Below are 14,529 nucleotides of genomic sequence, written 5' to 3' on the forward strand. Positions count from 1 at the left end.
AACATGGCAGTGATACCTTATGACATGCTCAAGTTAACTCTTTATCATGTTATCCACCACACCCTTGTCAGCTTCGTCATTTATTACAGTGTTAGCGTCTGATTTCTCAAGCCTTAATTGCTCAGCCTCCTCTTCCGCTTTTGCCTTTGCTAAAGCGGCTTCTGCAGCGGCTTTCTCTTGGGCTTCCTGTGCTTCTCGCTCTGCAATCGCTTGCTGTACTTTGGCTTCTTCTAAGGCTTCAATCGGCAACAGGCTAATGAGCTCAATACCATTAGGGAACACAGTATCATTACCTGACACTACGACGACCTTACCTTCCTTGGTTAAATAAACCAGTGGCATAGCCGTTTCACCGTAACGCTTACGGAAATGCTCAAAGCTGAAGTTTTCAGTTAAATTAGTCACTTTAAGCTGAGCGCCCCTCGCCATCAGGCTTGCTATCTTGGCATAGGCCACGGCATCACCAAACAGACATAAACGCTGCTTATAAGTTTCTGAGAGCTGGTGGCGCGCACTGCCCACTTCGGTATTATTTAAGCCAAAGACCTTCTTAGTGCCAAAGAAATCTTGAAAATGGAAACTCACTAAAGGGTTCAATTGTCGATAAGGGGAAATGATCAACACGCGGCCAATCCCAGTTAAATCCATATAGGTTTCAGCATGTTCCGATGCGGGATTGCCAAAATACACTGGGATATTATCCATACGAGCCAGGCGAATGTTATCCCAGTTATTATCAGCTAATAGCACTTTGACATCCTTGGCTTTTAAAATTTTCGCTAACTCACGGGAAAATTTAGAAGCACCGAAAATCAATAAACCTTGGGCAGAATCGGCTTTGACACCAAGGAATCGCGCCCAACGTCCCGCGGTTAAACTTTGGATAACGACCGTGCCGATAATAATTAAAAACACTAAGGGCACAATCGCATCGGCGCCTTGCACATTGTTGGCTTCTAACTTAATCGCAAACAATGACGATACCGCCGCAGCGACTATGCCTCGCGGCGCAATCCAGCATAAAAACCACTTATCGGCCCTCGACAAAGAGGTGCCGATACCTGAAACCCAAATACTCAGTGGCCGCGCTAACAACATAGTGACCGCTAAAACGCCTAGTCCACCCCAACCTAAATCGAGCATGGCATTAGAATCTAATCTTGCCGCCAATAAAATAAACAATGCCGAAATCAGTAGTACGGTTAAGGTCTCTTTAAATTCAAGGATTTCAGCAATATCCACACCGCGCATATTGGCAAGCCAAATGCCCATAACGGTCACAGTCAGTAAACCCGACTCTTCCTGTAATAGGTTCGAGCCGACAAAGATGCCGAGCATTAAGGTTAAGACTGCGGTATTGCGCAAATAATGTGGCAACAGGTTGCGTCTTAATATTTGCCCAGTGAGGTAACCTGCTGCCGCTCCAAGCCCTAATCCTAAAGAAAGCATTGAACCTAGGGCATAAAGCACATGCGTTGTCTGATCGCCTGAAACTGTAATATATTCAAAAACTAATACTGCGAGCAGCGCGCCTATAGGGTCAATGACTATGCCTTCCCAGCGTAAAATACTCGCCAACTGGGATTTTGGACGCACACTTCTGAGCATAGGCACGATAACCGTCGGCCCCGTCACCACCACTAATGCGCCAAAGAGGAGTGCAATTTCCCAACTAAAATCGAGTAAATAAAAGGTGGCCGTGCTGATACAAGCCCAAGTGATCACTGTCCCTATGGTCACAAGATGCGTCACCATACGACCATGATCTTTGATTTCTTTAAAGTTGAGAGTCAATGCACCTTCAAACAAAATCACGGCAACCCCGAGAGAAATGATCGGAAAGAGTAAATTGCCAAAAATAGCATCGGGATTAAGGAAGCCAAGTCCGGGGCCAAGGGTGAGTCCACAGAGCAGTAAAGGCAAAATCGCCGGTAACCGCAGTTTCCAACCAAGCCATTGACAAAAAAGCGATAACACCCCAATCAGCGCTAACATACCCGTGATTTGTTCAACCATAAAAAATCCTTTAGGTGAGGAAAACAATGAGCTCGCATTATCTTTAATGAAATAGATGACATGAGCATGATAATGGCTCGGAAATTATCTATTTCGCTTAACAATAGCAGCAAATGCATAAACGCTATAAAGTTTATCGAAGACTGCATGACCTAAGTGAAACCAAGGCGCAACAGCGATGGACTGCAAGCTGCAGCGATTTTACGCAGCAACTATTTGATGAAAAAGATAGAAATAAAAAGGCCTTACATTGCTGTAAGGCCTTTTTATTTATTTGGCGGAGCGGACGGGACTCGAACCCGCGACCCCCGGCGTGACAGGCCGTGCAGATATCGATTTTAGTGCGTTACCTATTTTACCTAAATTGTTGTCAATTGATTTAATTAACATTATTCACGTGACCATCGGACTGTAAATTAATGACAATTAACGACAACTTGGTGGTCACGGTCACGAAAACCTGTCTTTTGATTGATCAATTATTGTTCAGCGCTAGGCTGAATTAAAAGGTGTTGGCACTCACAAGAAAAGGGATTCAGGTGGCTCACCAAATACTGCAAACCAGCACAATCATGAATTCGCCTTGCATCCCGCCGCAAGGCAAGCGTTCGATGTGATGCAATCCCTGTCAGGACTTCATGACCTGCATGCTCTGCCTGAAAGTGTCTGATCGGAATTCGCCTCGCTGGCAGTATACTGCGTGGAGAAAACAGATAGCAAAGCCAAAGGGTGCCAACCGAAACACCGCCATAAAAAATTCCTTTTCTACAGTGTACAGGGGTAACACTCCTTGCGAACCAGAATCAAAAAGAGCAAAAACCAGCTCTTCTGCCGAGAATTCCTTCGGCTTAGCTACGTAACAATCTAAACTATGACAACAAAGTTATGTTCGCATTAAAATGCATTACTTTTAGCAAAACTTCAATACAGAGCTCTGTTAAGAGTCATTGTTCAGCCTCAGCGCGCATTATAAATGCCTTTCAGCGGCTTTGCCTCCTAGAACAAAACTCTCATCATTGTTCAAATATCAAGCTACATAGTGGGTTTCAGGCATACCTAGCCCAGTAAGCTTGTTCAAAGCCCTAATCATCGCGTAAGTTTCTCCCACCTGAGCGTTATAATTCCGCATGCTCAACGTACCTCCTAGCAGTTGTTTTATCCTGTACATAGCAGTTTCTGAGATTGACCGCCGATGATAACCATACCGTTTTTTCCACTGCTTATTTGAGCCATGAAGCTGTTGCCAACTGACGGCTAAGTTTCGTGGATTCCCTTGTTCCCATAGCGCAGCACCTTCCCTCGGTGGAATGAGCACTAAAGCGCGTTTTCGACGAACGGCTTCGTGACAGGCTTTCGTGTCGTATGCACCATCACCCGAGATATTGCGGATTTTTCGATAGGTTTGCTTGAGCAAATTCGGCATAACTTCAGCGTCAGTGACACTGGATAAACTCAGTTCTGCGGCAATAATTTCGTGGCTATGTGTATCGACGGCAATATGCAGTTTACGCCACACACGGCGCTTACCATCTGTACCATGTTTCTTCACTTTCCACTCGCCTTCGCCATAAACCTTCAGGCCTGTCGAGTCGATAGCCAAGTGCTCAATGGTGCCACGAGCCTTGGTTTTAAAAGCAATCTTGACGGTTTTGACACGGTTGATGGGTAAGTTGATAGGCGATGCCGATCAGAGCAGCGGCTACGGTTTTGGTTCAACTTATTTAGGAAACAAAGCCATATCAACCAGATATCTAAATTGCTTCTCAGCATCTCCATTTGTCATAGTTTCAGTCTGAATCCCTTCTAGTGACAAACGGTAATATTCTTTACCTATCTCGCCAATCTGGATCTTATTATTTTTCACTCTATTAGCCAGTGTTAACAATGAATTAAACTCTTCACCTAGTTTTTCTCGCACCCCTGTAAATTCCATACCGCTATTATTCACATCAGTATTTCTATGTACCGGTACCAAAGTTGACTTAGCATCATGTTTACTCTTGTACATAATTTCCCCTTATAGTGTTCTATTACAAAGTAGAGGTTGGTTACCTTTGACCTGAACATATAGTCGCCTTTGGCTTTGATAATTTGTTGAAGCATTTCTCGCTGGCAGTGAAGTGCATCAAACGTCACAACAGCGTCTGAACCGTTGCTATTTCGTTACCTTTAGTTTTGGTATCTTGCTGATACAGTACAATTCCTTGTTCGGTATCAAAGGTCGAAACGAGGTATAGCGCATGTTTAGCGTCATGTGGATTCGCTGTCCCCACAACGTTTTTTGCCGTCGATAGTGATCAATGGCTTAGATGAGGCTTCTCTTAAGCCATTTGCCTAACTAAAGAGCGTCAAAACCAGTATTTCGGTATCGATGACGTTAATCATCCAAGCAATGGAACGCCGAGTAGGGATCCTGTTGTCAAACTCTCGATGTTTACGCAGCCAAGATAGGTTCCTTTTTCCGAATTCTTCGATAGCTTGCCAGCCATCACAACCTAAAGCGGTTGCCGCTAAAACGAGACAAATAATATCCACTAAATCATGGTCTAGGTTGATGTGAGAGCGAGGGTCTTCGATGAGTTTCAAGTGTTCAAATAGGCAAGCACCGTCGCTATTGGTTATAGGCGAAGCGGATGCTGGTGTTCGAGCATACATTTGAATCGGTTTACTTTTGATTCTTCGCGAAGTAGGTAACCGCCTTTTGTAGAATGGCTAAATTCTCTGCTTAGTCAGCCTATTGGCGTTTTAACTTGGCAAATTCGGCAGCAAGTTCGGCTTCACGCTGGCTGGTTAAAGATTTTTTCATAATGGCAGAGCGCCAATTATTGACTTGCGATTCATAGATTTTGACCTGCCTAGCAGCTTCAGCAACACGCTCGGCAAATTTTAGGGTTTCAGCTTTAAATTCAGCAGTATGGGTCTTGCGGTTTTTGGGGTAGTCATAATCACCTCGTTAAGTCATTTTACTCACTTAGCGTGGTATCCAAAAGTATTGGATCAGATCAATAACGGTGCGACCCACTTGATCGCACCTTCCTTAGTGCAACAGAACAATCAGCAGTCGTTCGGCCTATCCAAACCACCGACCTAGGCAACCGCGCCAATTTCAAGCCGAGCACAGAACGTTCTGAGTCGTCTCAAGTTTCGGAGGTTACCCAAAGCATCAGTTACCCAAGGGGAATTTCTGCCTCAGGTAAGTCTGATACCAGCGTGATTCTTTTAACACTGTTGCACCACTCATTCCTTGCTCCAGCGCCTCAAAGAGCGTTGCTGGTGGCCGAGCAAACATATTTGCGGCCTCCGTCGAAGAGGTAAAGTCTCTGTACACAAAGAGCCTTTGGTTACCGGCGGACTCTTGATAGAGCTTTGTCCAGTCTGTTTCGGACAAGATCTTCGGACCATTGAGCAATGGCATGCCCTCCCTTGCAAACTGGCCTGCGGTCAGATCGAACACAGATTGTTTGCCGTTCTTGCTGCCTAGTACCACGAAATGGTTGAAGCTTTCTGTGTCATTGGGGAGTTTCCATCCAAACATCCCCCTGAACTTGATATCAGTCATTCCTTGTTCTCTCATGAAATTGGCCACCGGCTCCATTGATACTGCGCACTTTCCCGTCGGATCTAATATGTTTGGGCCGATAACTGGATGCCGTTGCAGTTCTGGCAGATAGCTAGACATCTCTTCCGGCAGGATGGCAGTCGGATTGCCCTCGATGACCGAACGCGAGGGCATTTTGAAGATCTGCGCGTGTTTTTTTAGGTTATCTCGAGCCCGGTTCAGTTCATCCAGAGGACTTTGCCAATTATTTAATCGACCTGAAGGTTGTCGCGCTCGCCCCAGATCTATTGATTGCTCAACTGCCTTATTAGAACCGCTCAGACGAACCAGTTCTCTTGCATCATCGGAAGTTTTCAGCGATTTAACTAAAAAGTCAATCTTACCCTGGTCACTTAGCTTGGCCCACTGCATATTGGATAGAAGCTTGGGAACAGCTGTATCCGCCGCAGCTTTAAGCCCTCGGTAGGTATTCAGAGCCTTCGTAATACCTAGGCGAGACAACTTATAGCCGGGCCCAAGATTAAGCACCCCCGCCAATACACCAGCAATAATGGCTTCTTTGTAATAGGCAGCGGCTTCTTCTGGAGTCTCGGCATTCTGGGCTTGCTGTACAACGATTGCCACATAGCTGGCATCGAGACCAAGACTCGTAAGAAACAGAGCAATTCGGCCTGCGGTGCTCCCCACTCCTGGCAGCGCAAAACCAGCCGCTGCCGCTGCAACCCCGATAGTTATTTTGGCCCTCTCCAACCAGAGAGCAGTATTTGCCTCATCTACGGAATGGACCATTCTGTCGATCTCTTGTTCCAAGTTTTCCACTCTTCGGTGGAATACCATTTCCCCCCAGTGAGTGCGATCCTGAGTTGGCCCGAACGTAATCGGGCGAGTTTCCCTACTTGCTGAACCAGGAAAGTTATATCCCTGTGGGGCGCCTGCGCTGAGGGTACCTGAAAATGAGGCATGTTTATATTGATTGGCTTCAACGGCAGGCATTCCCTCGAAGATCCACTTCCTAAGTTCTGGTGCATCAGGCAACTTGGGGAAATAAACAGGGTCTCTGCTTGGTATCCCCCATGAACCACGACCATAGTGAGGAGCACTGTTAACAACTTCGAAAAAACCAGGCTTATTGATATTAAACAAAACACCGCTAGATTCACCATCAGGGATCATGAACACCCCCTCCACAACGATGTCATTAAAGAACACTTCGCTGGCTTGAGTTGAACCCGCTAAAAATCCCTCTACCACATTGCTGTATTTTGGATCTCTACTATTCAAATACTCATAACAGCGTAGATTGGCTGATTTATTATACAGTGCTCGCAATCCATTCTTCTGTGCATTATTACCAGCACCACGAAACTCCTTCACTGCATCCAGCATGGTTTTTTCTAAGTTGACTCCCCATAGCACATCAACAAGGAATTCCTCATTTACATTTTTATATACTGCCTTGGGCTGGTCTCCCGATAGCTTGTCGTTTAGATCGACTCTACATTGACCCGTGACGATCTCCCTTAGCGTATAACTTCTGGTCATGTACACTCTGCGAACGAATTTTTCGCGCCCACCTACATAAACCTGGCGAGTTAGGTCTATGCTGATTTTATGATTGGGATCCGAGGGGAATTGCGTACCTTTTTGATTATTAATGGCAGCTACTACACGTTTAATATGTGAATCTATAAAGTCAGCAGTATTCATTATGGGGTGCTTGAGTGCGGCATATTCTCTTAGCAAGCGTTCACCATCGCTTAGAATGCGCTCCTCAAGGGTTTCTTGACTTGGTATATTTAAATATCTGGATACAAGATTTGTATCAATATCCTCCTCATGAAAGGGCGTCGATGTTTGCGGTGAAGTGCCTTCAGGCAAAAATTCCAGCCTGTATTCCTGGGCTTCCTGCTGGTACGTCTCACGAAGAAAAGAGAATAAACGGCCATTGTCGCTTCCGGCCGGTAGCCCCCCCCCCTCATCAGGAGGTGAGCTATCAGCACCTTCTAGGCTGCCCCATTGAAACACTGGATTATTGTTATCTATTTCGGTATTTTTAAAGTGTGTTTTTTGTTGATAATAGCGATAACTCTGTTGTATTAGTTCAGCCGCTTTGATCTTAGCTAGGTGGGGAGAATTTCTCACAGTATTAACATCCGTGAGTACATTTATCGTCTTCGTAGGTGTTAACTCGCTTATTGTCTCCGTAGGTGTTAATTCGCTCGCTTGGAGTTGGGAAAGCTTCACGATATTGAGCTTACTAGGTATGGCTACGAATTGGCTGTAGCTTTTATAGTTGGGAAAATTAGAATGAACGCTAGAGTATAGAGGCATGGCCATATTTCTAAACTGAATGATGTGGTTAAATTAAATGAAAAATATTATGCATTGTTAATGATAAATGATGAATTAATAATGATTGCTGGTGTTTATTATGGCGTTGTTGATTAAATCATTTCATAGAAGGTAATCATTCCAAGGCTTCTGGCCGATTAAGCAACTTGCTAGCGGACGGGCATGCCCAGTCTAATAACTTTGTTCATCGCCTTCACTCCGTCCAACGCCGCTGCGACTTGCCCATTATAATCACGCAAACTTAGCATTGGACTATTCAACTGTTTATACTGGCCCATGGCGGTCTATACTACCATATATTCAAAAGTGTTGTGAAAGGTGAGGCGTCCATATATGGTCACCCATACGTCCATTACGCCTTATGGTGACTGTCAGTTGTCGTACTTCGCTGACCTTTTTAGCCTTTACTTGGAGCCTTGAACACCACCTTGCATAACAAAGGATTCTTTACCGATAACTCCACCAGTCAAACGTGTTTTGCATGACGACGCTATAAAGGAGGTGCACCCATCACATCAAAGCCGATCACTGTCACAAAAATCGATCTTTTTTACTGATCGATATTTGATCTGTCTTGGGTGCTAAAAAGTTATCGCTATATTAAAGGAGACGAGAACTAACACGAAATGGAATTCTGATGGCCCAAATGATTTTAAAGTACCAAGACAAGCATGAGTTGATTTTACATCCCGCAGTGAGAAAAGCATTTGATGTAATGCAATCATTCCCTGGGCTCTGTAATCGACATGCCCTACCTGCAAGTATCAGGTCTGAATTTGCCTCCCAAACAATATATTGTTTGGAGCACATAGATTCGAGAGTAAAAAGCAATAAGGCAAAACATCGCGACAGAACATTTCAGTTTTATAGTCCTATTTGAGCAGCAAGTTTTTGGGATAACGGACGTCCACCAGAAGGTACTTTGCTGATTTACGAAGCAAATATTCAAGACCAATTGACGCCTGAAATAATTGAGAAAAAAGCGTGGTTGTCACTATTCCAACTGCTCAGTTTATCCATCAATTCTAAAAATATTGCAGCTTTTATTGATGCCTGGCGCCAAGGACTGCCAGAGCAGTTTTCACGCGAACTCTTTGAGAGAAATACACTACCTGACCAGCTATTTTGTGATTTGTTATCTATCTCGAGAGGCACCCTGGTTCAGCAGCGGCAACGCCAGTCTCCTAAATGTCCAACATCTGATTCTGTCGATATTGTCTCCGAATTAACAATGCCATGGGAGCCTAAATAATGACTCCTCCGGCACGTAACATCAGCAAAAAATTAAAGGAATTATTGAACAAATGGCTTGTGCCAGAGCATTTAAATCCAGAGCTCAAGCAAACTCTGTTAATCCAACTCGCCTACAGTATTCAAGCATTTCCAGCAGGCTATTGGGAACAATTTGAACTGATACATAGGCTAGTAAAGGTTCTGATAACAAAAACGTCTTCAGGCCCAGTGAGCAACGCTGAAATATTTGGAATTTTAAAGAAAAATAAGCATCTTACATCATACCCATTTGCTGCCACAATTAGTGCAGTGTTACCACCCAATGCAACACCACAATGGATAACAAAATACACGGCATACCAATCTATCGTTCTCATCGCCTGCTTCATCCGCTATACCCACGATCAGCAACTCGCAACCTCAGGAAATGAAAATGCATTACGAGAGCTACGTCTAGTTGCGATGGACCCTAGACATCGGAAGCTATTGGATATATTGCCAGAATTGGATGAAACATCATCAATTGAAGTACTGACGTCAAAACTTAAAGATCTACGGAAGCATAAGTATTTTGCCCTGCATGAATACGGAATTGGTTACTTGGATTTAGTGCTTAGAGACGCACTATCTTGGACCGAAAGACGACGAAGAATTAGAATTCCTCCTACTTCGGACTCTGACACCTTCATCGAACTCAATCCCATTGATGCATTTGAAGACGCTGGTCAAGAGGTTAAAGAACTGTGTGTCATCTCCCCAAAAGCGACGACGGGTCAAGAACGAGATGAGGCTATATCGATAAACGCAGGCCGAACATTTCGTATTGAAGAGAGTACCTTGACACATAATCAAAAAACAAACCGTTCCCCATTATCAAGAGCAGTCCGTGCTATACAGCATCAATGTCTGACCGAAAAATTGAGCATTATGCAGTTATCGTTAAGCTGCAGTTACAATCAACTTACCGAATGGGATATACGCCAGCTCATTCGCTTCACGACCGATGGAATTATGAATGGAGCAGACCCCGAAAGCTGTTCAGCCCTGCTTCTGAGTCTTCTATGTGGTCGAGATCCTATTTCACTAGCGCAATCTTCAAATGCATTTTTTCTAAAACACTACAAAAATCAACCTTGCCTGTATCTAAGCTACTCTGTGCCAGCAAGTAAACAAGATGGAAGACTAGAAAAGTGCTTGAAAAATACAACAAATCGTTTGGTACTACCTCTCCCTAAAATATTACAAGGTCAGCTTACTCAAAACGTGGGCACGGAATACTTAAAGTCAGTCATTAATGATATCAACGAGCGACATCGATGCCGTTTAAGTCTTGGAAGAATTACCCGATTTATGGAGCACTGGTATCTCAATAACGGGCAGGATAGAGCCGAAGTTGGACTGATAAAAGGGCGAGCCCCCCGAAACCAGCCTGCGCTGAGTTATTCAAATTTCGATGCAGATAAACTGATTGAAAACTACCGCGCTTACGTGATTTCAATATTCAACATGGCTGAGATCGACCCGCAACTCCCTGTAGCTAAGCCCATCAAAAAGCAACTGGGCAGTGCATTACATCTCCCTCCCCAGACTTTGCACAATTTTTTCCGCATACTGAGAAGTCAAATTCCTCACCCGCGAAAGCATTCTTTAGAAGAACTCGCGACACTACATAATCACTATGCCTGCTACGTATGGGCTCTACTGACTTTTGCAACAGGTCATCGTGATGTTAACGCGCCGATGGGACAGCGTACAGATTTCAACAGCCATAACAACACCTGGTGGATAAGCGATAAAGAAAACCGTCATGGGCTATCAGCTAGAACACTGATACTCCCAAAGACTGCAGTGAAGCAACTTGAACACTATCTACAACATCTTCAAGAGTTGAAAAAACGCAGTCAACTCATCGTAGAAGATATTTTCAATCGTGCAGACGAGGCGATTACAGGTAGCGGAAATCTTCTATTTTTTATAAAGCATCAAGAACAGGACAACATCCCCCAAATTACGCAAGAACTCACACCTGCTAGAGTAAAAGCATTTCTTGGCGACCAGTTACCTTGGCCTGCCAACTGGGGGAGACATCACATGCGCAGCGAATTAAAGCGTATCGGTGTTGCTCCGGAAGAAATTGATGGTTGGATGGGACATGAAGATATCGGAGAAGAGTCAATGGGTCGTCATAGCATGCTATCAACTCAATACCTCAACCGCATCGCTCAGCATATCGAATCGCTACTGAACACTCATGAAATTACGGTGGTTGATGCATGGAAAACCCACTGATTCTCCCAACTGAAAAAAAATCCCTAGTACAGCTATTGGGGCATCAATCGAGAACCGCTACTCGGCAAAAAAGTCATATAAAGATAATAAAACAAGCTCTGGCGGTGCTTGAACAACATCTACCTGAACTGTTTGAAACACAACCGAAATACGATCGATTTTCGGCAGTTTGGCCACAGGTTGACTCGGATCTGCGAAAGGTCCTCAAATCGGAAACAGCATACCGCCGAGGATATTCTTTTATCTGCAGACAATTAGAAACGGGTAACCGACAAGGACTTTGGCAGATCAATCCACCTTCAGACTATCTCACCCTTCGTAGGGTCCGACCGCTGAGAAGTTTGACCTGGCAGCACAATACTTCTAATTTCGCTTCAAAAATTCACGGTTTGCTGGACAATCTTGATAAAACATCTGATCCCCAGCAATGTTTTGCCAGATTGCTGATGAGTTGTATTTGCTATGGAGGCCTGAACCGACCTGCACTATGGCCTGCTCTGGCTAAAGCATTAACCGATGATAAACCATTAAATGGCAACAAGGACCTTTGCTGGCTAAAGTTGAGGCCAAATCATGGGAAGGACTTTGCCAGTAACCTCTATACCGATCACGACGGAATGGGGCCCAATGAAGCTCAGGTGGAAGTTCAGTTCTTCCCCGACCCGATAAGCCTTGGTCTGATGAAGCTATTCCTAAGTTTCAGACCCAAAAATTGGCGTTACCCCAAATCAATTACAAAATGTTTAGAGATAATCAAGTCTGAACTCAAGCTTGATCTTCCAATAACACAACTTCGACAAGGCGGGGTTTGTTTTGCAGAGACTCAACTAAATGTCGATCTACCACAAGTGTTGGTAGAGTATTCGTTGGGACGTCAAAAAAGCGCATCTCTACCAAGTGTTTACTGGTTCAGATTGTTGAAAGGCACAACGGGATCCTGCAATGTAAGGAGCTTTTCTCAATTCAAGCAATGGTATGATCTAACGCAAACAAACAGTTCAGCAACACCGTCATCACGCAGTTCTCAGCTAGGTAACCGATACCTACCGAATCAAATAAGAGAAATACTTAAGCAAAATAACGCAAAATCCCAAGGAAAGATTCATGTTGTCAGTAAGTTGCGGGATCTAACACAACCAAGCCTCCGACTAAACGAAGAGATCCTTCTTCAATGGCTAATTGACCACCTGAATACTGAGAAAAATGCAGTATCAACAGCTAATAGGTACTTTGGAGCAATTGGAGGCCACTGGTTGGCTGCGACCGCAGGCGTTGACCTACACAGCTTGAGTAGTAACGACTTTATCTATATTTATCAAGAGATTATGAATCGCACATACAGTCAGCGGGAACAGCACTATAAGGCCGGTCGATTTGAGAACCTACACTCATTCGCACAACAGAAATTTGATCTCCCTCCTCTTAATCAGCCGCTAAGCGAAGGGAGCAATATTACTCCCCATGTGAGTGCCGCCATTGTTGATGAGGCACTGTTTTCAGCCCTGCTGCGTCAAATTGATTATTTAGAAGACTTAAACCATGCTGCCAAACGGATATTAAAGTGCTTTCTCATCATTGCTTATCGAACTGGTCTCAGACCAGGAGAAGTCGCCAAACTGCGTCTAAAAGACATCGAGTCCTCTTCTATCGGCTGGCTATTTGTTCGTGAAAGTCGCCACGGACATAACAAAACCGACTCAGCGCTTCGAAAAGTGCCTTTATTGCCTTTACTGACTGACAACGAAAAGCTTTTGGTGGAAAGCCATCTTAGTGAACGTCTTTTGGCTTGCCATAACCACTATGCCGAATTGCTCATTCACGCAGATGGAAATCCCTTTGAAGTGTTAAACACTCGTCAAATATCCTTGATGATGAAAGAGATATTGTCTCAATTAACCGGCGGTATTTATTATCGACTGTATCATCTACGCCATACGGCATTGTCCAGACTTCAGCTTCTTGCCCATGATGACCTGATCGGCTTGCCAGAAGTAGTGAAGGCTATGCTGCCGTACACTCCCTCGCAACGGAAGATAATACGTAAGTTGGTATTTGGTGAAGGACGGTTACGTGACAGGTATTCTGCACTGGCTGTGTTTGCAGGCCATAGCAGCCCAGACACAACATTCAGAAGCTACTTACATTTCACCGACATACTACTGGGCAGCCATTTGGCGGTAAATGCCCAAGAAATACCTGCTGGCACCGCGAAAGTGGTACTTGGAGTACGCCCTTATCGTTATAGAGTGATGCAAAAATCAGGAAACATAACCCCTGTACGTTTACTGCCATTCTTTAGAAAACGGCTCTCACCTTTTATGAGCCCAGTGAACAGCATTCGTCAAAGTACAGTCCTTCAGAACAACGAGGTTGAAAAAAGCAGTCACTACATTCAGGCCTTGGCTATACTCAGGAGGATTGAGCTTGGTCATGACTATCAAGAAGTCGCACCGCCTCCCCCTAGAACAGGTCAAACGCTGGCTTGATGCTGCAACTGCACTTCGGATGTTAAAAACACCACAAGACATTGACCGATTATTTTCAAAAAAACGTTGCTATGCACTGCTACCCGCAGAACCTACTGACATTGCTGATCGAAAGGATATTTATTCAGCGTTACAAGCATGTAGCAAGCTCAAGTCGAGCAAAGAAGGAAAAGTCGAATTACGATGGGCTATTCAGTATTGTCTGACGCATACAACCAGCAGCCACACGTCGATCTTCTTTGATAAAGCGACAGAGTTTCAGCGATTTATGGCGTTGGTAAGCCAACTGTTTACCTGTAAGCGCTGGCATCTTAAACTGCGTTACCAATATGGCAAAACATATAATCAGTGGCGATGTCACCCCGATATCGAAATAACTCGCGACACATTACAGAAAATAAACGAATATCCAGAAGGAGCTGGAAGATTATTTTTACGTCATACCAATGAACAAAAACACATCAAAAGCAACGGTGGCAAAGCAATAAGCCAATATTCTTCCCCGGGATTGCAAACCGTATTCCACCGACTGGCGATCATCCTATTCAAAGCGGAACAAATAAGGCAATGGGAGCAGAAATAATGCCCCCACGC

At 44.5% G+C, this 14,529-nt stretch carries 7 protein-coding genes and 4 pseudogenes; 4 read left to right on the forward strand and 7 right to left on the reverse strand.

Annotated features, from left to right (window positions below; genetic code table 11):
* Positions 1-33: 33 nt before the first annotated feature.
* The 7 genes and pseudogenes from AC5YB3_RS00925 to AC5YB3_RS00955 all read right to left on the reverse strand — a co-directional run.
* Complete coding sequence (locus AC5YB3_RS00925) at positions 34-2,016, reverse strand: cation:proton antiporter (protein WP_494526332.1); 1,983 nt, start codon at positions 2,014-2,016, stop codon at positions 34-36.
* A gap of 1,027 nt (positions 2,017-3,043) precedes the next feature.
* Positions 3,044-3,673, reverse strand: a pseudogene (locus AC5YB3_RS00930) (IS5 family transposase); the annotation flags it as partial.
* Between the two features lie 60 nt (positions 3,674-3,733).
* Positions 3,734-4,024: a hypothetical protein gene (locus tag AC5YB3_RS00935; protein ID WP_494526333.1), complete on the reverse strand. Its 291-nt coding sequence runs from the start codon at positions 4,022-4,024 to the stop codon at positions 3,734-3,736.
* A 27-nt stretch (positions 4,025-4,051) separates the two neighbouring features.
* Positions 4,052-4,671 (reverse strand): annotated as a pseudogene (locus AC5YB3_RS00940) (ISAs1 family transposase); the annotation flags it as partial.
* Positions 4,638-4,948: pseudogene (locus tag AC5YB3_RS00945) on the reverse strand (transposase); the annotation flags it as partial. The pseudogenes AC5YB3_RS00940 and AC5YB3_RS00945, both read right to left, overlap by 34 nt.
* A gap of 231 nt (positions 4,949-5,179) precedes the next feature.
* Positions 5,180-7,717: a hypothetical protein gene (locus AC5YB3_RS00950; protein WP_494526334.1), complete on the reverse strand. Its 2,538-nt coding sequence runs from the start codon at positions 7,715-7,717 to the stop codon at positions 5,180-5,182.
* 359 nt (positions 7,718-8,076) lie between these two features.
* A pseudogene (locus AC5YB3_RS00955) lies at positions 8,077-8,211 on the reverse strand (IS5/IS1182 family transposase); the annotation flags it as partial.
* A gap of 638 nt (positions 8,212-8,849) precedes the next feature.
* On the opposite strand from AC5YB3_RS00955, the gene AC5YB3_RS00960 reads away from it, so the two are divergent.
* Genes AC5YB3_RS00960 through AC5YB3_RS00975 form a run of 4 tightly spaced genes read left to right on the forward strand, consistent with a single transcriptional unit; the run spans position 8,850 to position 14,518 of the window.
* The gene (locus AC5YB3_RS00960) at positions 8,850-9,179 is read left to right on the forward strand and encodes a hypothetical protein (RefSeq protein ID WP_494526335.1); all 330 of its coding nucleotides are present in this window, start codon (positions 8,850-8,852) and stop codon (positions 9,177-9,179) included.
* Positions 9,179-11,449 carry a hypothetical protein gene (locus AC5YB3_RS00965; protein WP_494526336.1) on the forward strand — a complete coding sequence of 757 codons (2,271 nt, stop codon included), beginning with the start codon at positions 9,179-9,181 and terminating at the stop codon, positions 11,447-11,449. Before AC5YB3_RS00960 ends, AC5YB3_RS00965 begins: the two co-directional genes overlap by 1 nt.
* A complete protein-coding gene (locus AC5YB3_RS00970) occupies positions 11,434-13,935 on the forward strand; it encodes a tyrosine-type recombinase/integrase (protein ID WP_494526337.1) in 2,502 nt (833 codons plus the stop codon). The genes AC5YB3_RS00965 and AC5YB3_RS00970 overlap by 16 nt, the downstream gene beginning before the upstream one ends.
* The gene (locus AC5YB3_RS00975; protein ID WP_494526338.1) at positions 13,880-14,518 is read left to right on the forward strand and encodes a hypothetical protein; all 639 of its coding nucleotides are present in this window, start codon (positions 13,880-13,882) and stop codon (positions 14,516-14,518) included. The genes AC5YB3_RS00970 and AC5YB3_RS00975 overlap by 56 nt, the downstream gene beginning before the upstream one ends.
* Positions 14,519-14,529: the final 11 nt, after the last annotated feature.

The sequence above is a fragment of the Shewanella sp. 1311 genome (genome assembly GCF_059338235.1).